A 19,016-nucleotide genomic window follows, 5' to 3' on the forward strand; every position below is an offset into this window, starting at 1 on the left:
GAGGAGGAATAGTATGTATGATACAATACATTTAGAAATAAGGGAGTGTGATTTAGACACTCCAATCTCGTTTATAGAAGAGATACCATGTTATATGGATATTGATAAGAAGTCAAGTACGGATGGAAAGATCGTATGTTGGTTAGAGAACATAAAGATAGAGATAGCAGGAACAACCTTGCGAATAAAGGGGAGTTTAACGAAATGGTACAAAAATAATAATATATATGGGTTAGAGTTTAATGAAGTAGAGAAGGTTATAAAAGGATTGGGAAAAGTTATAGGAGTACCTTTAGAAAAAGCGAAAGTAAAAAGAATTGATATTGCCCAGACTTTTAAAATGAAGTATGAACCACAGCTCTACTTTTCAAAACTATATTATTTAAAAGGATTTAGTCGGTCCGATATAAATGTTACAAGCCTATATTTTAACAAAGAGAGCAAGAGGAAAAATGGAGATAACCTACAGTTGTGTTTATATGATAAGAATGTAGAGTTAAGTAATTCAAATGGCTATCCTTTAGTCGATAGATTTGTAAATTTATTAAGGTATGAGTTTAGAATAAAGAATCCGAAATATATTTTTAAACGCGAAATTCGTTGTTTTGAATTGTTTTCTGGGGATTTTTATCGTGAATTGATAAAACTATGGTATGATATGTATAATAGTATTGAAAAACGATTAGAATCGCTCGAAGATTATTGTGAGATAAATTTAAATGGAAAAAAAGATTTGTATGAGACTTGCTTACGTTTATGTGTAATGGCTTTTGATATGGAGAGAGAAGTGGATATTGCTTCCAAAAAAGGAAAGGTTACTGCACAGAACAAAAGTAATGTCCTTAAAAAGATCAAAGAAATAAAGGAGGAGTTGAAAAAGAGCAGCCCAGCCCTATCCATGATTGATGAATTGAATGATAAAGTAAGAGATGAGTATAAGAGACAAGAAGAAGAAGTAAAAAGAGCAATGAATCATTGACAAGATAAAGATTTTGATTACTTTTGTTCTGTCCGTAAGGAACGGACAGGGCGTTTAGATATTTCCCAATTATTGAGATCTGGACAATTTCATGTACAAAGGGAGATAAATAAGTAACGTCCATGCTTTGTTATGCTACTATCCAATAGGATTATAGTATAAGGAGCGTGGACTGTTACGTTTATCCTTTGTACAGAGCAGTCCAGAGCTTCAATAATGGGATAGACTAACAGTTTCACGTTCCTTTTTTGTTAACTTCCTCTTCGAAACTGGGTGGAATATCAATGTATTGTAGTAAATAGCCCAGCGCATCATCCTATAAAATAAATTGAGAACATAAAGGTCGGCCTTTTATATGAAATGACCTACATTAAAAAAGGGAAAAGAGGTAAGAAAAGACCTTGAAACCGATAGGTTGGTAAAGATGGGACTTTATATTATGACGCACTGATCAATACTATTAAAAAAGATGGCAAATCAAGAAATGAATTATGGAAATGAAACAAAGAAAGAGGAAAATGTAGGTATTGTTTATGCACTGACGAACCCTGCAATGCCAGGACTTGTCAAAATTGGAATGACATCCAGGATGGAAATTGCTCAAAGAATGAAAGAATTATATAGTAGTACCGGCGTGCCACTACCTTTTGAATGTGTATATGCCTGTGAGGTAAAGGACTTTGCCAAAGCAGAAAAAGCCTTGCATATAGCCTTTGCTCCAGACCGTATCAATCCTAATAGGGAGTTTTTTAAAATAGATACGGAGCGAGTCATTGCGATTTTGGAGATATTGGGCCCAAACAACATGCAAAAAGAAGTAAATAGCGATTTGGATGCCGAGGTAAGTACGGAAGAGAAGGTTGCAAGAGAAATAATGAAGAAGAAAAGACCTGCCTTTAATTTTGAGAGGATGGAAATTCCTGTCGGATCCATATTGAAATTTGTGAATGATGATCAGGTTGAAATAGAGGTTGTAGAAGGCAATAAGGTAAAATATAAAGGAGAAACCATGTCTTTAAGTGCCGCGACACAACGATTATTGCCATATATAACTCACCCAACTCCCTATTGGATTTATGAGGGTGAGAAACTTTCTGACCGTTGGGAAAATACATTAGAAGAATGTTGACCAGATGAATAAATGGTCCGACCTTTAGATTTAAATAGAAGTAATCACCTAATAAATAGAAAAAAATGAAAAAGATAGCATTTTTAATTATTTTATGCGTTTTATCTCTTAGCTCTTACGCTCAAAATAATGCTTTTTTAGCAGAAATGGCAAAGTTTGCAGATGAACAAACTAAATTAAAAGTAAAAATTGAACGAATGGATAGCTTGTTAAGACCATCCTCTTCTAATTCGAATCAGGAAATGAAATATTATCAGAAAATGCCTGTAGACATAGATCAAAAAATGGTTATATACATCCTATACAATAGGTTCTACCTAACGTGCAATGAAAAAGAAAATATAATTGAGTTCTATCAAGATAACACTTACACCACAAACTGGCTTGATATATATATAAATTATATGAAAGATGTGACTGAGGCTTTAGAAAAAAAGTACAAATCAAAATTTAGCTATCATAGTGAAGGTAAAAATCATTTGATTGATGTCTACGAGTTAAAGTCGAAAGATTTGATAATTAAAGTCAAAATTGGCATACTATCCAAGCAAAATAAAGTATTCTTTTCCACATCTTACGAACGTTTTTAGTGTTAGAGAAATGGAAATGAAAAAGATGAAAGAAGAACTAATCACCCATTTGAAAAAGGTAGGATTAGATAATGAACGAATAGAGAAGATTTTAAGCATCATCCCTATTGAAAAAGCCTATGAGAATTTGCAGAAGAATAATGAATTAAAGAAGACTGTTAATTATACAGACTTAGAGAAATCACAAAAAGACATGAAAAAGAGAAATATAAAAGGATTAGTTTCTATAGATGATTTTGAATTGATTTCAAGAAACGAAGATCGTAGTGATCACGCGATGGGAACTATAGATCGAGTACTGAATGTTATCGAAAAAGAAAGTAATACATGATCATTGGAATGATGTTAGTGGTATAAGTCTTGTTAGTCGAGCTTCAGAAGAATAATAATAAAAAAGGGCGTATCGATGTCCTTTTTTTATTGATAATATTTGTAATTCATTAGGTTTTAAGGAGAAATTTGAAAGGAAGCACAAGATTTTCCCAAAAGGAAATAACACCTTTCAAAAACAAAAGAAAACAGCCTATACGGAGAGAAATCATACTTAAAGGGAATAAATAATATAAGAAGATGTCACTTACAATCAAAGAAGTATCCATGAATCTTTGACAATTTGTTGCTCCAACAAACAAAAGGTCCGACCTTTAGATCAAAATCAAAGAAAAGAACAATATGAAAAAGGAACTGGAGAATTTGCATTCATTTGCACCATTATGTCATGAATGTTTTAGGAAAGTGGTAGAAGGAAAAGAAAAAGGAGTTAAGCCGCTTAGCTTAACTCCCTGTATATTAATAAATAATAAAGATCAAAAAATAATTAGGGAATCCTTCCCCCAGACGCGTACTCTAACCGGGCTGAGCTACACCCCGCTTTGTTTTACGGCTGCAAAGGTAAATATTTTTCGTTATCCGCCAAAGCTTTCACGGTAAAAATCCAGCGATTCGAGGATTTTTTCCTTACTGACCTGCTGATTAATCTGAACGTCACCGATTTGGGAAAGCAGGGTAAAATTGATAATTCCCGCCTCGTTTTTCTTATCGTGCGTCATCAGTTCGTACAAGGTGTCATAATCATTGCAATCGAAGACGAAAGCCGGATAATATTCCTTCAGGTAATAAACAACCTGGCTCAGTTTGTCCATCGGGAATCCGCAAACTTTATAAGAAAGATATAATTCGCTCACAATACCCGCAGCGACAGCATGTCCGTGCAGCAGAGGGCGGTTCTTCCGGAACGACAGGCTTTCGTAGGCATGCCCGATCGTATGGCCGAAGTTAAGCGCCTTACGGATACCATGTTCTTTCGGGTCTTCCTCGACAATGCGTTCCTTCACGGCGACAGACTGGGCCACCATCTTATTCAGGAAAGCATAATCTATCTTCGCATCGAGGTCGAACAACATCACGGACGCATAAATATCCATCGAACTGATAAGCGCATGCTTGATCATTTCTGCATAGCCGGACAACAGGTTATCACGGTCCAACGTACGCAGAAACTCGCAATCGATAAAAACGCATTCGGGAGGATAGAACGAACCGACCTCATTCTTCAAGCCGTTGAAGTTGACGCCGGTCTTCCCTCCCACCGCAGCATCGACAGAAGCCATCAGGGTTGTCGGGATATTGACGGTACGCAAACCCCGTTTAAAAGTTGCGCCTGCAAAACCTCCCATATCGGTAATCATGCCGCCTCCTAAGTTGACCAACAGGGAATTGCGGGAAGCGCCTTCATTGGAAAGGCGCGACCAGATAGAAGCGACCTGTTCGATGTCCTTATGCGTATCGCCTGCCTGCACGGTAATGACAGGGGCATTCTGAAAGGCAGGGATATCTTTTACCAGCGGGAAACATTTATCTTGTGTATTCGTATCGGTCAGGATAAAGAGCTTATCATAACTCAGAGAAGCAAAAAACGCCTGCAAATCGGCTTTGAGGTCTTTGCTGATTACTACTTTTTGAGCGGCCATAATGTCCTTATTAATTAATTTCGTTCCGGCAAAGGTATTATTTGTTATCCGATTATCAAAACGGGGGAAAAGAAAATCCCATGGGCAGGAAACAAAAGTTTCATGGGCATGGAACAAAAGTTTCCCCTGCATGAAACAAAAGTTCCATGCAGGGGAAACAACTATTTATTCGGTTCTTTATTTCAAACCGGCTGCTTCGAGGATATGCTCGATAGCCTGTGCCAGGCCGTCCGGATTCTTTCCGCCGGCAGTTGCAAAGTGAGGCTGTCCGCCGCCGCCGCCCTGGATCAGTTTGGCTGCGTCTTTCACCAGTTTACCGGCATTCATGCCTTCCGCTACCAACGGATCGCTCAGCATAACCGTCAATGCGCACTTATCAGCGTCTTTGATTCCGGCTACGAAGAATACTTTTTCATCCGTATTGCTTTCTCCCTTAATCTGGAAAGCCAGGTCCTTGATTGCTTCCACACTGGCTTCACCACGGAAAACGATCAGTTTCACACCGTGACGTTCAACCGCCTTTGCAATCAATTCCTTCTTCAACTGCTGAACTTTCTCTTTCACGTAATCGCTTACCTGCTTTTTCAGTTCGGCATTTTCTTCAATGGATTTCCGGATGGTCTGTGCCAGGTTCGGAACATTGTTGAACATGGCGCGCAGTTCACGAAGGGAATCCTGCAACATGAAAGTATAGTTCTCAGCTCCTTCGGCCGTAACTGCCTCGATACGGCGGACACCGGCAGCGATAGAGCTTTCGGCGATCACACGCAGGGAACCGATCATACCGGTTGCCGGAATATGCGTACCACCGCACAATTCGATAGAGCTGCCGTACTTAACCACACGAACTTCATCGCCATACTTTTCACCGAACAACGCCATCGCACCTAACTTCTTCGCCTCAGCGATCGGCATACTGCGATGTTCTTCCAACGGGAAGTCGGCACGGATCTTTTCGCTCACTAACTTTTCTACCTGGCGAATTTCCTCATCCGTCACTTTCTGGAAGTGGGAGAAGTCGAAACGCAGCGACTCGGGAGAAACGTAAGAACCTTTCTGTTCGACATGTGTCCCCAGCACTTCGCGCAAAGCCTCGTGCAACAGGTGAGTGGCAGAGTGGTTGCATTCGCACTGGATACGTTTCTTTTCGTTGATCTTAGCCGTGAAAGTAGCGGTTACATCCTTCGGCAGTTTGGTTACCAGATGAACCGGGAGGTTGTTTTCACGCTTCGTGTCAACCACGTCGACCGTTTCGCCGTCGGCAATCAGCCAACCGGTATCGCCAACCTGTCCACCCATTTCCGCATAGAAAGGAGTCTGGTCCAGAACGATCTGATATAATACCTTATTCTTCTGTTTGATCTGGCGGTAACGCATGATTTCGGCGTCGCATTCGAACAGGTCGTAACCCACGAACTTGCATTCGCCTTCTTTCAGCACCACCCAGTCGCCTGTTTCGATCGCGGCAGCATTGCGGGCACGGTCTTTCTGCTTCTGCATTTCGACGTTAAACTCGTCGATATTAGCTTCCATACCGTTTTCGCGCAGGATCAGTTCAGTCAAATCCAAGGGGAATCCGTATGTGTCATATAAAGTAAAGGCGTCCACACCGCTGATCACAGTCTTACCGGCAGCCTTCGTTTCTTCCATCTTCTTATCCAGCAGACGGATACCGGTTTCCAGCGTACGGAGGAAAGATTCTTCTTCTTCCTTGATCACCTTTTCAATCAGCGACTTCTGTGCGATCAGTTCGGGATAGGCATCGCCCATCGTTTCGATCAGCACCGGCAGCAGCTTATACATAAAGGATTCTTTGCGATCCAGGAACGTATAGCCGTAACGAACGGCACGGCGCAAGATTCGGCGGATCACATAACCGGCCTTGGCATTGGATGGCAACTGGCCGTCGGTAATCGCGAAAGCGATCGTACGGATATGGTCGGCGATCACACGCATAGCCACATCCTGTTGTTTATCCTTGCCATAAGTCGTACCGGCCATACCGGCAATCACTTTGATGATCGGCTGGAAGACATCCGTATCGTAGTTGGACGTTTTTCCCTGCAAAGCCATGCACAGACGTTCGAATCCCATACCGGTATCGATTACACGGGCAGGCAGCGGTTCCAGCGAACCGTCAGCCTTGCGGTTATATTGCATGAACACAAGGTTCCAGATTTCGATCACCTGCGGATGATCTTTGTTCACCATCTCCTGTCCGGGGACAGCGGCACGTTCTTCGTCCGTACGGAGGTCGATATGGATTTCTGAGCAGGGACCGCAAGGACCTGTATCGCCCATTTCCCAGAAGTTATCGTGTTTGTTACCATTGATGATATGGTCTGCCGGCAAGTATTGTTCCCAATATCCAGCTGCTTCGTCATCGCGCGAAAGGCCTTCGGCAGGGCTTCCTTCGAATACGGTTGCATACAGGCGGTCGGGGTTCAGCTTCAGCACGTCTACCAAGTATTCCCATGCCCAATTGATCGCTTCCTGTTTGAAATAGTCACCGAACGACCAGTTACCCAACATCTCGAACATGGTATGGTGGTACGTATCGTGTCCCACCTCTTCCAGGTCGTTATGCTTGCCGCTTACGCGAAGACACTTTTGTGAATCCGCGACACGTGGATATTTACGGGGTACGTTCCCCAGGATTATATCTTTGAACTGGTTCATACCTGCATTGGTAAACATCAATGTAGGGTCACCCTTCACTACCATCGGAGCAGAAGGCACAATCTGGTGCTGCTTGGAAGCGAAGAAGTCTTTAAATGATTCACGGATTTCTTTTGCTGTCAACATAATCTATTCTATATAGTCTCGTTAATATTCTGAAAAACAATTTGCAAAAGTACAGCAAATTATTATTTTTGCACGTATCCAAGCAAGAAAATATTTGATGAAACTATTTAAAAGCAGAAAAACATATTACTTATATAACCCCAACACGCTCAGTTACGAACGTGTTTACCCCTCCGCCAAAGACCGTTTTTTCGGTGTACTCCGACATTTGAGTATCGGTATTGCGATTGGTGTAGGCATTTTCTATATCCTTTCACGCACGTTCGACTCGCCCGTCGAATCGCTTCTAAAGAAGGAAAACAAGCTGTTACAGACACAGTATGAGGTGCTTTCGCTACGCCTGACCAATGCATTGGAAGTGCTGGACGATATACAACAGCGTGATGAAAACCTGTACCGTGCCATCTTCCAGGCGGAATCCATTCCCGAATCCGTCCGCAAATCCGGCTTCGGAGGTTCGAACCGTTACGAGCAGTTGATGAGCCTGTCCAATCCGGACTTGGTCGTTGCGACCACCAAAAAAATGGATATGCTGAGCAAACAGCTTTATGTACAATCCAATTCGCTGGAAGAGCTGATCACACTCGGCAAGAATCAGGAGGAACGAAGCAAATGTATCCCGGCTATCCAGCCGATCTCGAATAAAGACCTGAAACGTACGGCATCCGGTTACGGTGTCCGCATCGACCCGATCTATCGTACGCCCCGCTTCCACTCCGGCATGGACTTTTCCGCCAAAGTAGGAACGGAAATATATGCAACCGGCGATGGCGTCGTCACTTTCGCCGCCTGGAAACAGGGATACGGGAACTGTCTGATGATCAATCACGGGCACGGCTTCCAGACACTCTACGGACACATGAGCAAGTTCCGTGCACGTGTCGGACAGAAGGTGAAGCGCGGAGAAGTGATCGGTGAAGTAGGAAACACCGGTAAGTCGACCGGCCCGCACCTCCACTACGAAGTGATCGTCCGCGGCAAACACGACAACCCGTCCAAGTACTACTACATGGACCTCACTCCGGAAGAATACGACCGCATGATACAGATTGCCGAAAATCACGGCCAGGTTATGGATTAAACATTGTTTAATAGGATGGCATTAAATAAAGATAAAAATCTAAAGCTCTATTTCTCCATCAGCGAGGTGGCGCAGATGTTCGACGTCAACGAGTCGACACTGCGTTTCTGGGAAAAGGAATTCGACCAGATCAGCCCGCGCAAGACAGGCAAGGGAACGCGTTCCTACCGCCAGGAAGATATCGACGCCATACGCCTGGTCTATCACCTGGTGAAAGAACGCGGCATGACACTGGCCGGGGCGCGGCAAAAGCTGAAAGAAAACCCGGACACAACCATCCGCCACGAAGAGATCGTGAACAGGTTGAAACAAATCAAGGAAGAGTTGCTCGCCATGAAGGATGCGTTCGAGGTTCTCGACACTCCCAAATAGCCTCCTGCAGGTAAAAACAGACTCAAAGAATTAGCTTGTTATGCCGGAAAATCGTACCTTCGCAGCAATTTAATAAAACAATAAACATGGAAATTACGGGAAGAATCATCGCCGTACTGCCTGTCCAAGGCGGTATCAGTAAAAGTGGAAACGAGTGGAAAAAGCAGGAGTATGTCCTGGAAACACATGACCAATACCCCAAGAAAGTATGCTTCCAGATCTTCGGTGCAGACCGCATCGAGCAGGCAGCCATACAGCCCGGAGAAGAACTTACAGTTTCTTTCGACATAGACAGCCGCGAATATCAGGGACGTTGGTTTACAAACATCAGTGCCTGGAAAGTTGAACGCCCGATGGCCGCCGCACCTCAATCAGCACCGGGTGCCATGACTCCGGAAAACGTCGTACCGGCCTCCGCTCCTGCCGTATCAGCCGCTCCCGATTTCGGTCCAGCTAACCCGATCGACGACCTGCCATTCTGATGAATATCGTCCTTTTGATCGGAGGATTGCTCCTTATCCTGGTCGGTGCAAACGCACTGACCGACGGGGCTGCCTCGATTGCCAAACGCTTTCATATCTCCAGCTTGGTGATCGGGTTGACAATCGTAGCTTTCGGGACATCCGCCCCGGAGTTGACTGTCAGTGTCGTTTCGGCGCTGAAAGGTAGCGCGGACATGGCGATCGGGAATGTTGTCGGAAGTAATATCTTCAACACGCTGATGATTGTAGGTTGTACAGCCGCTATCGTCCCGATCAGTGTAACCAAAGGTACGTTAAGCAAGGAAATCCCGCTTTGCATACTGGCCTCCGTCGTCTTGTTCATCTGTGCAAACGATGTGCTGATCAACAAAGCGGCGACCAATACGATCAGCAGCAGCGACGGTATGCTCCTGTTGTGCTTTTTCCTTATCTTCTTAGGATATACGTTCGCCATCGCCCACAACGGCAGTAGCGAAGGCGAGTCGGAAATCAAGGATATGCCTGTCTGGAAGTCCGTCCTGTTCATTGCCGGCGGTTTAGCAGGATTGGTCTACGGCGGACAGTTCTTTGTCAGCGGAGCCTCGGAAATCGCCCGCAGCTTAGGTATCAGCGAATCTATTATCGGCCTGACACTGGTTGCCGGAGGGACTTCACTGCCGGAATTAGCAACCTCGGTTGTTGCCGCCCTAAAGAAGAATCCGGAAATGGCTATCGGAAACGTAATCGGTTCCAACCTTTTCAATATATTCTTCGTCTTAGGATGCAGCGCGACTATCAGTCCGCTCAATATACAGGGCATTACAAATCTGGACCTCGGCGTGCTGATCGGTTCGTGCGTGCTGCTTTACATCTTCGGATGGTTCTTCAAGAAACGGACGATTACACGGATCGAAGGGATTGCGATGATTGCCTGCTACATCGGCTACACGGCCTATCTGATCTCCATTGCCTGATAGCTCAATCCGCTACACGGGCAACGGACTTGATGTTCTTTATCTTTGAAAGGGTGACGCACATCCGCTGGATATCCTCCACATCGTGCACCTTCATCTTCACCTTCCCTTCGAACACACCGTCTTTGGCCTCTATCAATAAACGGATGATGTTGACATTGAAATCATCGGAGATCGTACGGGTGATCGTATTGAGCACTCCCATCGAATCGATGCCCTTGATCTCGAGCGTCGCCTCAAACGAAGAATGATGGCTGCTCCATTCCGTGTTCAGGATGCGCTCGCCAAAGCTGCTTTTCAGGCGCATGGCGATCGGGCAGGAACGTTTGTGGACCACCACATTGCCGTCGTCGTTGATAAAGCCCAAAGACTCATCTCCCGGAATCGGTTTGCAACAGTCGGCAATCACATAATTGCGTTCGAAAGCCTCCTCCTTCAGGATATAAGGTTTCTTCTTATCATATTTCGGCTTTTCCTTCGGTTGCTCTTTTTCGTCTTCCTCTTTCTTGCCGGTAGTCGCCTTTGTAGCGACACGGAGCGCCTGTTTCACATACTTGAACAAGACGTTGTCCGTTTTCTCCTTCAACAGCTTGCCGAGATTCTCCGGCAAGATAACCTCCCCTTTCTCCACGGAATAGAAGAACTCTTCACGCTTGGAGAAACCGTAATACATACAGAGCTTATCCAGATTGGACGTATTGACCTCCAGCGCGCTGCGTTTAAGGGCTTCGATCACCTTGAGCTCCCCTTCTTTTGCCGCTTCTTTACGGCCCTTCTTCAGGATACCGTCGATGCGGGCACGCGCCCTGGCTGTCGTCACGAAGTTCAACCATTCCGGCTGGGGGGTCTGCGAACGGGAAGTCAGGACTTCCACCTGGTCGCCGCTTGCCAACTGATGGCTTAACGGAACCAGCCGGTGGTTCACCTTCGCCCCGATACATTTATTACCGATATCCGAGTGGAGGGCATAGGCAAAGTCGAGTGCCGTCGCCCCCTGCGGCAACGTCTTGATATCTCCTTTCGGGGTAAAGACAAATATTTCAGAGGTGAAAAGATTCAATTTGATCGTGTCTAAGAAGTCGAGCGCATTCGGGTCCGGGCTTTCCAGAATCTCGGTAATGGTCTGCAACCATTTATCGAGCTCCGTATCTTCTTCCACATTATGCTCTTTATATTTCCAATGGGCGGCAAAACCTTTCTCGGCAATCTCGTCCATACGGCGGCTGCGGATCTGTATCTCCACCCACTGTCCGTCGGGTCCCATCACGGTCAGGTGCAACGCCTGGTAACCGTTTGCTTTCGGACGGCTCACCCAGTCGCGGATACGGTCGGGACGGATACGGTAAATATCGGTGATAGCGGAGTAGATGTCCCAGCACTGGTTTTTCTCATCCACTCCCGGCAGCGGGTCGAAGATAATGCGGACAGCGTATATATCGTAGATATCCTCAAAGCTGACGCCTTTACTGTCCATCTTGTTCCAGATGGAATAGGCGGACTTAACACGGGCGCGCATCTCATAGTCCAACCCCATTTCCTTCAATTTCTTGTCCACCGGCACGGCGAAATGCTCGAACAAGGTGTTACGGGCAGCCTCGGTCGATTTCAGTTTCAGTTGATAAAGGCATATTCCTGCGGATGTTCGTATTTGAAGCTCAGGTCTTCCAGTTCCGTCTTAATGGTAAAAAGCCCCAGACGGTGCGCTAAGGGAGCATAGAGGTAAAGCGTTTCACCGGCAATCTTAAACTGCTTCGCGGGCAACATGGAACCCAACGTACGCATATTATGGAGGCGATCGGCTATCTTGATCAGGATCACCCGGATATCGTCGCTCATAGTCAACAGCAACTTCCGGAAGTTCTCCGCCTGTGCCGAAGCCTGTTCTCCGAAAATACCGCCGGATATCTTCGTCAGACCGTCCACAATCTGGGCGATCTTCTCGCCGAACATGTCCTTAATATCCTCAACCGTATATTCGGTATCTTCCACAACATCGTGCAACAAAGCCGAACAGATGGATGTCGACCCCAATCCCATCTCGCGGCAAACGACACGCGCCACCGCTATCGGGTGCATGATATAAGGTTCGCCTGAACGGCGTTTCACGCCTGCATGCGCCTGATTGGCAAAGTTGAACGCCTTCGTTATACGTTCCACCTTACGTCGATGGTTTGATTTTAGATAATCCTGCAACAGCTCGTCAAAGCCGTCCTGTATCATCTGTTCGTCCGGCGAGAGGACAGGTTTAGCCTCCTGCGCCGGCAGCATCTCTGTTGTGTCTTTTGTATTATTTATGTCGCTCATATTGACTGCCCTTCCGTATTTAAAACGTGTATTAGGCAAATATATATAAATATTTGCTTATATATTCCCGAAAGCGACAGAAAAAGTTAGACGACAGGTATTTTCAGGACTTGTCCGGGACGGATATCAGTGCTGGTCAGCCCGTTAACCTTTTGCAAGTCGTTCGTAGAAACGCCCGGATATTTCTTGGCTATAGAATACAGGGAGTCTCCGGACTGTACGGTGTACGTATGGCTCTTGCCACCGGTAGCGCGGGCGGTCAGGTTGCTCTTTGTAGCGACAGGAGTCGCTTTCTGCACAGCCTTGGCAGGTTCTGTTTTCTCCGCCTTCTGTGTCTTGGCAGAAGCAAAAGTCACTCCTCCGTTATCGACATGCAAGCGCAGGCGGGCTCCTCTACCGACGCGGTTCGACTTCAATCCGTTCCATTTACGGATATCTTTCGGGGTCACACCGTAGCGGTTTGCGATGGTATAGATGTTTTCTCCGGAAGCAACCACGTGCGTGATCTTCTCGAGCCTCAGATTCTTCGATCCGTCGTCGGCATTGACTGGCACACAGTTCGCCAGAAGTTCTTCGATCCGGTGCGTATAAACGGTATCTTCCTTGTCAACAAAGGCATATGTCTGGTTAGCGGGAAGCTTCAACACGGACGGTTTCGTATTTCCGGGGATAATATCCCGCTTATATTGCGGATTGAGGGCGCGAAGCTGTTCGATGTCCACACCCAGCACATCGGAAACCTGTTGCAGATGAAGCATACTGCTCACCATCACCGTATCGGTCGCTAACGGCAAGCTGGTCTGCAACGGGCAGATATTATGATCGCAATAATAATTCATGATGTAGTTGGCCGCAATGAACAGCGGCACATACGAACGCGTCTCACGGGGCAGATAGCGGAAGATCTCCCAGAAGTCGGTCTTGCCGCCGGAACGGCGGATCGCCTTGTTCACGTTACCCGGGCCACAGTTATAGGAAGCCAGCACCAGGTTCCAGTCGCCATAGATGGCATACATGTCTTCAAAGTATTTACAGGCAGCCTCGGTTGCCTTTTCCGGGTCGCGGCGCTCGTCCAGCAGGCTGTTTATCTCCAGGCCGTATATCTTTCCGGTCGGTAGCATGAACTGCCACAACCCGCAAGCTCCCACACGGGAAAGGGCAACAGGATTCAGGGCACTTTCGACTACAGCCAGGTATTTCAGTTCCAAAGGCAGATTGTGCTTGTCCAACACCTGCTCGATTATCGGAAAATAGAAGTCTGCCATTCCCAACATATAGCGCACCAGGTCGCGCTTGCGGGCGGCATACAAATCAATACAATCCCGTACCACCTCGTTGTAGGCAGACGGATCACGCTTGGCAGACGTTCCAGGCGTTCGATATAAACGGAATCAGGAAAATAAACATTCTCCTCGTCATCATGGCAATATTCGTCCACTTTCGAAAAATATTGCACGTGCCAGGAATGCAACAGACTATCTACATTGGCATCCAGGCTCTCAGGTATCAGGCCCACTACGTCAGACAGCGAGTCTGTCGATAATGTCGAATGCTGCGGTTCGCCGAATATGGCATCCTGTGCACGGGATAGCTGTATCAGGCAGAACAGGCAGAATAGGATAAGTAGGTTTTTATTCATGATGTTAGAACTTAAAACTGCAATTCAATCCGTACGAAGCCTGCGTATAGCGGGTCTTCGGCGTAACCTCCGGCGACCAATGCATACTCAGGTCCGGAGAAATGTCAAAGTCAAACAGCTGGGCGTCCACATACGCATCGATTATACTGATCGCGTACACGCCTACCGTAATAATAATACTCAAATCCCTGTAACGGCGAAAATAGTCTTTCCGCCGCTTCAGGTTCTCTTGGAACTGGGTGTTCGAGACATACGAACTCTCCTGTCCGACAGGCACAAAGATCGTCCAACTATCACTCCAGGGCCCCTCATAGGGTTCATGCCCCGGTTGCTGTCCCTGCAGGACCTTACTGTAGTCCTCCATTATATCGAAATATGCACCGGAATAATCCTTATAGTTCTTGTTATTCCACGTGATGGCATACATACATCCCATAAAGGCACCATACACCAACGGGAGTTTCCAATACTTCTTATTATAAATCTGTCCCAAACCCGGCACCAACGCATAAAGCAAGGCTTTGTTTGGGTCCGGCTTGAACTCGTTCAATTTCACTTTGGGCTGGGGTAACGAGTCGGCAGCCGAAAGCACAGCTTTTACTGTCGAATCGGAGGCCGCTGTTTCCCCCGGAGTCGGAACCACAGCCGTAACAACCGAATCGCGGGGTATCACCGTATCCGGCTTTGCCGTAATCTCCGTTTGTGCATAGCCGGTCCACACACAGCTACACAGTAGGGCTAATATAAGTATTACTTTGTTTATCTTTTGGCTCATCCGAATCACTCTTCCGTTTCTCATTTCAACTTATCCAACAGGCCGATCAGCCGTTCCAGTTCATCTTCCGATGCAAAGGGGATCGTGATTTTACCTTTTCCTTTATCGTTACACACCAATTGTACTTTCGTATTGAAGAAACTGGACAGATGATCCTTCAACAAGTTGAACTCCTCCGGCAATCTCGGTTTCCGCTCGGCAGACTTTTCTTTCTTTGCCTGTTCAAGGGCTGCCGCATCTACACCGCCACGTACGATCTCTTCCACGTTGCGCACCGACAATCCTTCCGCCAGTATCTGCTCGTAAAGGGCCAGCTGCACTTCCGGATCTTCGACGGGAAGCAACGCACGGGCATGTCCCATGTCGATCTTTTTATCCTTCAGCCCCATCTGTATCTCGGCAGGAAGTTTCAGGAGGCGGAGGTAGTTGGCGATCGTCGCCCGTTTCTTTCCGACACGTTCGCTCAGTTTCTCCTGCGTCAGCCCGTAGCTGTCGATCAACTTCTGGTAAGCCAGGGCAATTTCGATCGAGTTCAGGTCTTCACGCTGGATATTCTCGATCAGCGCCATTTCGACGACATTCTCGTCGGCAGCGGTCTTAATATAGGCGGGGATACGCTCCAACCCGGCTTTCAAAGAGGCCCGGTAACGGCGTTCACCGGAGATAATCATATATTTGTCCGGCCCTGTCTCTTTCAGCGTTATCGCTGGATGACGCCTAAGGAACGGATGGAAGTAGCCAGCTCCTCGAGTGTCTCTTCCTCAAAAACAGAACGGGGTTGATCCGGATTGGGCTGGATTTTACTCAGCTCTATTTCACTAATAGACGATGAACCGCCCGTCTTCAGGTCGTCCATCGTTATCAAAGCATCTAATCCGCGGCCAAGTGCCGATCTTTTCATTACTGCCATCTCTTATGAATTATTTGTTCTTATCTATCAGCTCCTGTGCAAGCTGCATATGATTAAGGGCTCCCTTCGACTCGGCATCGTAAAGCAACACAGGTTTGCCGTAGCTGGAAGCTTCGCTTAATTTGACGTTACGCTGAATAACGGTTGTGAAAACCAGGTCCCGGAACGGACGTTTCACCTCTTCGTATATCTGGTTGGCCAGACGAAGACGCGAATCGTACATCGTCAGCAGGAAGCCTTCGATCTCCAAAGCGGGATTCAGCTTCGATTTGATAATCTTTATCGTATTCAACAGTTTGCTGATACCTTCCAGCGCAAAATATTCGCATTGAACGGGTATCATCACCGAATCGGCAGCCGTAAGGGCGTTCACCGTGATCAGGCCCAAAGAGGGAGAACAGTCGATCAGGATATAATCATACCGGTCTTTCAGCGGGACCAGCACTTGTTTCAATATCTGTTCCCGGTTCTCCATGTTCAGCATTTCAATCTCCGCACCCACGAGGTCGATATGGGAAGGGATAATATCCAATCCTTCCACCTCTGTATTGGTAATAGCCCCTTTCGGATCGTCACCGTTGACCAGGCATTCGTAGATGGAGAGTTCCACATTCCGGATATCCACCCCCAACCCCGACGAAGCATTAGCCTGCGGATCCGCATCCACCACCAGCACTTTTTTCTCGAGTGCAGCCAGTGACGCAGCCAGATTAATCGTAGTGGTAGTCTTACCTACCCCACCTTTCTGATTTGCTAAAGCGATAATCTTTCCCATACTTTGTCTATTTATTCGGGAGCAAAACTAAACATTAAAAACCTAACACAAACCCGTTCAACGAAAACAATGCCTGTTTTGTTGAAAAGTCGTCTTTCCTGTTGATAACTTGCAAATATAATCAGAATATTTAATAACTTATTTCAAATGAGCGGAATGAGGTGTATTTTTTAGGAATGATAACGAAAGCTACAACAAAGAATATAACCTGCCAAAAGCATATTTATAAGTTTTATCAATTAAATCGAACAGCTGTATCTTTTATACGACGACTAATATCTTGAAGAGCTTCTCCAAAACGTTTTTTTTCTTCTTCCGTAAACTGTGCAGGTTTACCATTTACATTTAAACCATTAATACGCTGATACAACCAGCTACGGCTTTTACCAAAGTAATCTTCGGCGATTTTGGAAAGGGATAAATACTCCTCTATACCGTTCAGTTGCAAACGAAAATCCACATCCTCCTTAATAGCTCGCGCATCAGACAAAGCTATCTTTGCAGACTCAAGAAAAGCCATGCGGAAAGATTTTCGTTCTTCCGGATCCATCTCAGCCAACATTTGCTTCATCTTGTTATCAAATGCCGTACGTTCTTCTTCCGTTTTCAAAAGACAATACTCTGCTATTAAATCATTCAATTTCTGTTTCGCATTCATTTTCATTCCTCCTGTTTTTTTAGATTGAGCAGACAGGGAAGCCTTGGCCAGGCTCCCCTTCTGTTCAACCTTGAAGTTTGTGAATCTGCTCTCGAAGTTCAATGTACTCGTCCAGCATTTCATCAATAGCTTCAAGTAGTTCCGCTTCCGTAGCCATTTCATCGGCCAGAATCATGGAGTAGAAGCGGGAATGGAAGTCTAATTGGCCAATCAGGTCTTCCATCCGGCCTTTAGCCCTTCAAGCGTCATCATGATAACACCACAAAGATAATAACCTTTTGATTATTAACGAAGCTTTTTTAGATTATTTTTGTGATAGCAGTATCACGTTATGGATGCTCTCTTTTGACGGAAAGCACCTTTTCATGGAAAATAAAAACGAAGCCCCGGCAGCATTCAAACTGTCGGGGCTTGTTTTGTGTCTGCATTCGGTCTTCACAGAGGGAAAAGCAGATGAACTTTTAATTTCATTACTTTAGTATTATTAATATTAAATCTGACCGCTTGTTCGCCTGTCGCAGGGTAATTGGCATTGGTATGGGATAAACGGATATTCATCCGTAATGTAGAGACGGACGGCCGTCCGTCTCTACGCGCATCCCGCACAACCCCGCGCGGTCGAATTATTTGATTATAATTTCATTCTTATTTTACGATTGCTTTTACAGCTTCTTCGCCTTCGATAGCAACTACGACTACACCGGCAGGAGCAGCGATGGTTGCGTTGTCAGAAGTGATGACTGTGTTAGCGACTGTCTGGCCTAAGATGTTAGTGATAACAACTTTCTTGCCGGCAGCACCGATGATCTGAACATTACCTTCAGCAGCGATCACTGTTACTTCTGTTACAGAAGGAGCAGATTCGTTGGCTGTCGGAGCTTCTGCTGTTTCTACAGCGACCTTCAAAGCATCAGCCTGGTTACCGGTAACAACCAATACGCCGTTTACATTCTGAACATAATTGTTACCGTTCAGGATGTTGTAGTAACCTTCGTTGTCTTTGTCTACCAAGAAGTTGAAGCGGTAGATATTTGTCTTAGCTTCCTTCAAAGTATCAGCCTTTGCAATATTGTTGACGATCAGAGAATCTGCACCGTAGCGAACAACGTTGCGGAACTGGATTCTTGTCTTATTGTCATAAGAATATTGTTCAGGATTAACCTTAGCAGCACTTGCAGAGTCAGAAGCAACACACATATACAATCTGTAAGCATCAATCTTAGCTGTTGTATCAGCGGCAAAGCCTTTGGTTACATAGTAAGTCGGAGTTACCAGATCCTTACCTTCATTGTCTGTGTAGCGAGCTGTATCCAGATAGAATGTGAAGTCTACCTTTTCGTAAGCAGCTTTCAAGTCACCTTCACGAGCAACAGCACCGAAGTTGTCTTTACCTACAGCAACCATGTCGCCGTTGATAGCCTTCAACTGTACGTGTTTCGGAGCTGTGAACAGGCTGGCAGGAGTCGGTTCTGTAGCTACGTAGAACAGGTCGTTCTTAACAGTAACTTCAGATGATTCTAAAATACCGGTCTGGGCATTTACGGTTGCTTTCTGATCGTTAACATCATAAACAAGAGATTTAACCTTAGCACCA

Annotated in this window: 16 protein-coding genes and 3 pseudogenes; 9 read left to right on the plus strand and 10 right to left on the minus strand. The window is 45.8% G+C overall.

Annotated elements, in window-relative coordinates; all coding sequences use genetic code 11:
* The first annotated feature begins 13 nt into the window (after window positions 1-13).
* The 5 genes from DW083_RS06305 (at window position 14) to DW083_RS21960 (ending at window position 3,628) form a co-directional block, all read left to right on the plus strand.
* Window positions 14-979, plus strand: a complete 966-nt coding sequence (locus DW083_RS06305; protein ID WP_122331821.1) for a phage/plasmid replication protein — start codon at window positions 14-16, stop codon at window positions 977-979.
* A gap of 469 nt (window positions 980-1,448) precedes the next feature.
* Entirely contained in the window at window positions 1,449-2,108 is a 660-nt protein-coding gene (locus DW083_RS06310) for a GIY-YIG nuclease family protein (protein ID WP_233551794.1), read from the plus strand.
* A gap of 65 nt (window positions 2,109-2,173) precedes the next feature.
* Window positions 2,174-2,698, plus strand: a complete 525-nt coding sequence (locus tag DW083_RS06315; protein ID WP_122331822.1) for a hypothetical protein — start codon at window positions 2,174-2,176, stop codon at window positions 2,696-2,698.
* Window positions 2,699-2,723: 25 nt separating this feature from the next.
* Window positions 2,724-3,029 carry a hypothetical protein gene (locus DW083_RS06320; protein WP_122331823.1) on the plus strand — a complete coding sequence of 102 codons (306 nt, stop codon included), beginning with the start codon at window positions 2,724-2,726 and terminating at the stop codon, window positions 3,027-3,029.
* 341 nt (window positions 3,030-3,370) lie between these two features.
* Window positions 3,371-3,628 carry a hypothetical protein gene (locus DW083_RS21960; RefSeq protein WP_147382101.1) on the plus strand — a complete coding sequence of 86 codons (258 nt, stop codon included), beginning with the start codon at window positions 3,371-3,373 and terminating at the stop codon, window positions 3,626-3,628.
* Here DW083_RS21960 and aroB read toward each other — a convergent pair.
* Both aroB and alaS read right to left on the minus strand, forming a co-directional pair.
* On the minus strand, window positions 3,604-4,668 hold the full coding sequence (aroB, locus tag DW083_RS06325) for a 3-dehydroquinate synthase (RefSeq protein ID WP_122331830.1): 1,065 nt from the start codon (window positions 4,666-4,668) through the stop codon (window positions 3,604-3,606). The genes DW083_RS21960 and aroB overlap by 25 nt on opposite strands.
* Before the next feature lie 177 nt (window positions 4,669-4,845).
* Window positions 4,846-7,473: an alanine--tRNA ligase gene (gene alaS / locus DW083_RS06330; RefSeq protein ID WP_122331824.1), complete on the minus strand. Its 2,628-nt coding sequence runs from the start codon at window positions 7,471-7,473 to the stop codon at window positions 4,846-4,848.
* A gap of 97 nt (window positions 7,474-7,570) precedes the next feature.
* On the opposite strand from alaS, the gene DW083_RS06335 reads away from it, so the two are divergent.
* The 4 genes from DW083_RS06335 (at window position 7,571) to DW083_RS06350 (ending at window position 10,361) form a co-directional block, all read left to right on the plus strand.
* Window positions 7,571-8,554 carry a M23 family metallopeptidase gene (locus DW083_RS06335; protein ID WP_115500386.1) on the plus strand — a complete coding sequence of 328 codons (984 nt, stop codon included), beginning with the start codon at window positions 7,571-7,573 and terminating at the stop codon, window positions 8,552-8,554.
* 15 nt (window positions 8,555-8,569) lie between these two features.
* Entirely contained in the window at window positions 8,570-8,926 is a 357-nt protein-coding gene (locus DW083_RS06340) for a MerR family transcriptional regulator (protein ID WP_122331825.1), read from the plus strand.
* Between the two features lie 86 nt (window positions 8,927-9,012).
* The gene (locus tag DW083_RS06345; protein WP_115500384.1) at window positions 9,013-9,408 is read left to right on the plus strand and encodes a DUF3127 domain-containing protein; all 396 of its coding nucleotides are present in this window, start codon (window positions 9,013-9,015) and stop codon (window positions 9,406-9,408) included.
* Window positions 9,408-10,361, plus strand: coding sequence for a calcium/sodium antiporter (locus tag DW083_RS06350; protein ID WP_122331826.1), 954 nt, complete (start codon window positions 9,408-9,410; stop codon window positions 10,359-10,361). The genes DW083_RS06345 and DW083_RS06350 overlap by 1 nt, the downstream gene beginning before the upstream one ends.
* A gap of 4 nt (window positions 10,362-10,365) precedes the next feature.
* Here the strand turns inward: DW083_RS06350 and DW083_RS06355 are convergent.
* From DW083_RS06355 to DW083_RS22095, 8 genes and pseudogenes are all read right to left on the minus strand, one after another.
* Window positions 10,366-12,629 (minus strand): annotated as a pseudogene (locus DW083_RS06355) (bifunctional (p)ppGpp synthetase/guanosine-3',5'-bis(diphosphate) 3'-pyrophosphohydrolase).
* Between the two features lie 122 nt (window positions 12,630-12,751).
* A pseudogene (locus DW083_RS06360) lies at window positions 12,752-14,304 on the minus strand (LysM peptidoglycan-binding domain-containing protein).
* A 4-nt stretch (window positions 14,305-14,308) separates the two neighbouring features.
* Window positions 14,309-15,079, minus strand: a complete 771-nt coding sequence (locus DW083_RS06365; RefSeq protein WP_115500380.1) for a DUF5683 domain-containing protein — start codon at window positions 15,077-15,079, stop codon at window positions 14,309-14,311.
* Window positions 15,080-15,099: 20 nt separating this feature from the next.
* A pseudogene (locus tag DW083_RS06370) lies at window positions 15,100-15,989 on the minus strand (ParB/RepB/Spo0J family partition protein).
* A 10-nt stretch (window positions 15,990-15,999) separates the two neighbouring features.
* Window positions 16,000-16,764 carry a ParA family protein gene (locus DW083_RS06375; protein WP_115500378.1) on the minus strand — a complete coding sequence of 255 codons (765 nt, stop codon included), beginning with the start codon at window positions 16,762-16,764 and terminating at the stop codon, window positions 16,000-16,002.
* A gap of 235 nt (window positions 16,765-16,999) precedes the next feature.
* Window positions 17,000-17,428, minus strand: coding sequence for a DUF5053 domain-containing protein (locus tag DW083_RS06380; RefSeq protein WP_122331827.1), 429 nt, complete (start codon window positions 17,426-17,428; stop codon window positions 17,000-17,002).
* Between the two features lie 58 nt (window positions 17,429-17,486).
* Window positions 17,487-17,645, minus strand: a complete 159-nt coding sequence (locus DW083_RS22090) for a hypothetical protein (RefSeq protein WP_158582093.1) — start codon at window positions 17,643-17,645, stop codon at window positions 17,487-17,489.
* 422 nt (window positions 17,646-18,067) lie between these two features.
* Window positions 18,068-19,016: DUF6383 domain-containing protein (locus DW083_RS22095; RefSeq protein WP_233551799.1), on the minus strand; the 949-nt coding region annotated here is incomplete at its 5' end.

The sequence above is a fragment of the Parabacteroides sp. AF48-14 genome (assembly GCF_003477465.1).
GTDB classification, from domain to species: Bacteria; Bacteroidota; Bacteroidia; order Bacteroidales; family Tannerellaceae; genus Parabacteroides; species Parabacteroides acidifaciens.

Coding starts and splice junctions, on each gene's coding strand:
- DW083_RS06305 (WP_122331821.1), top strand. CDS start 14: ATGTATGATACAATACATTTAGAAATAAGGGAGTGTGATTTAGACACT.
- DW083_RS06310 (WP_233551794.1), top strand. CDS start 1,449: ATGGCAAATCAAGAAATGAATTATGGAAATGAAACAAAGAAAGAGGAA.
- DW083_RS06315 (WP_122331822.1), top strand. CDS start 2,174: ATGAAAAAGATAGCATTTTTAATTATTTTATGCGTTTTATCTCTTAGC.
- DW083_RS06320 (WP_122331823.1), top strand. CDS start 2,724: ATGAAAGAAGAACTAATCACCCATTTGAAAAAGGTAGGATTAGATAAT.
- DW083_RS21960 (WP_147382101.1), top strand. CDS start 3,371: ATGAAAAAGGAACTGGAGAATTTGCATTCATTTGCACCATTATGTCAT.
- aroB (WP_122331830.1), bottom strand. CDS start 4,668: ATGGCCGCTCAAAAAGTAGTAATCAGCAAAGACCTCAAAGCCGATTTG.
- alaS (WP_122331824.1), bottom strand. CDS start 7,473: ATGTTGACAGCAAAAGAAATCCGTGAATCATTTAAAGACTTCTTCGCT.
- DW083_RS06335 (WP_115500386.1), top strand. CDS start 7,571: ATGAAACTATTTAAAAGCAGAAAAACATATTACTTATATAACCCCAAC.
- DW083_RS06340 (WP_122331825.1), top strand. CDS start 8,570: ATGGCATTAAATAAAGATAAAAATCTAAAGCTCTATTTCTCCATCAGC.
- DW083_RS06345 (WP_115500384.1), top strand. CDS start 9,013: ATGGAAATTACGGGAAGAATCATCGCCGTACTGCCTGTCCAAGGCGGT.
- DW083_RS06350 (WP_122331826.1), top strand. CDS start 9,408: ATGAATATCGTCCTTTTGATCGGAGGATTGCTCCTTATCCTGGTCGGT.
- DW083_RS06365 (WP_115500380.1), bottom strand. CDS start 15,079: ATGAGCCAAAAGATAAACAAAGTAATACTTATATTAGCCCTACTGTGT.
- DW083_RS06375 (WP_115500378.1), bottom strand. CDS start 16,764: ATGGGAAAGATTATCGCTTTAGCAAATCAGAAAGGTGGGGTAGGTAAG.
- DW083_RS06380 (WP_122331827.1), bottom strand. CDS start 17,428: ATGAAAATGAATGCGAAACAGAAATTGAATGATTTAATAGCAGAGTAT.
- DW083_RS22090 (WP_158582093.1), bottom strand. CDS start 17,645: ATGGAAGACCTGATTGGCCAATTAGACTTCCATTCCCGCTTCTACTCC.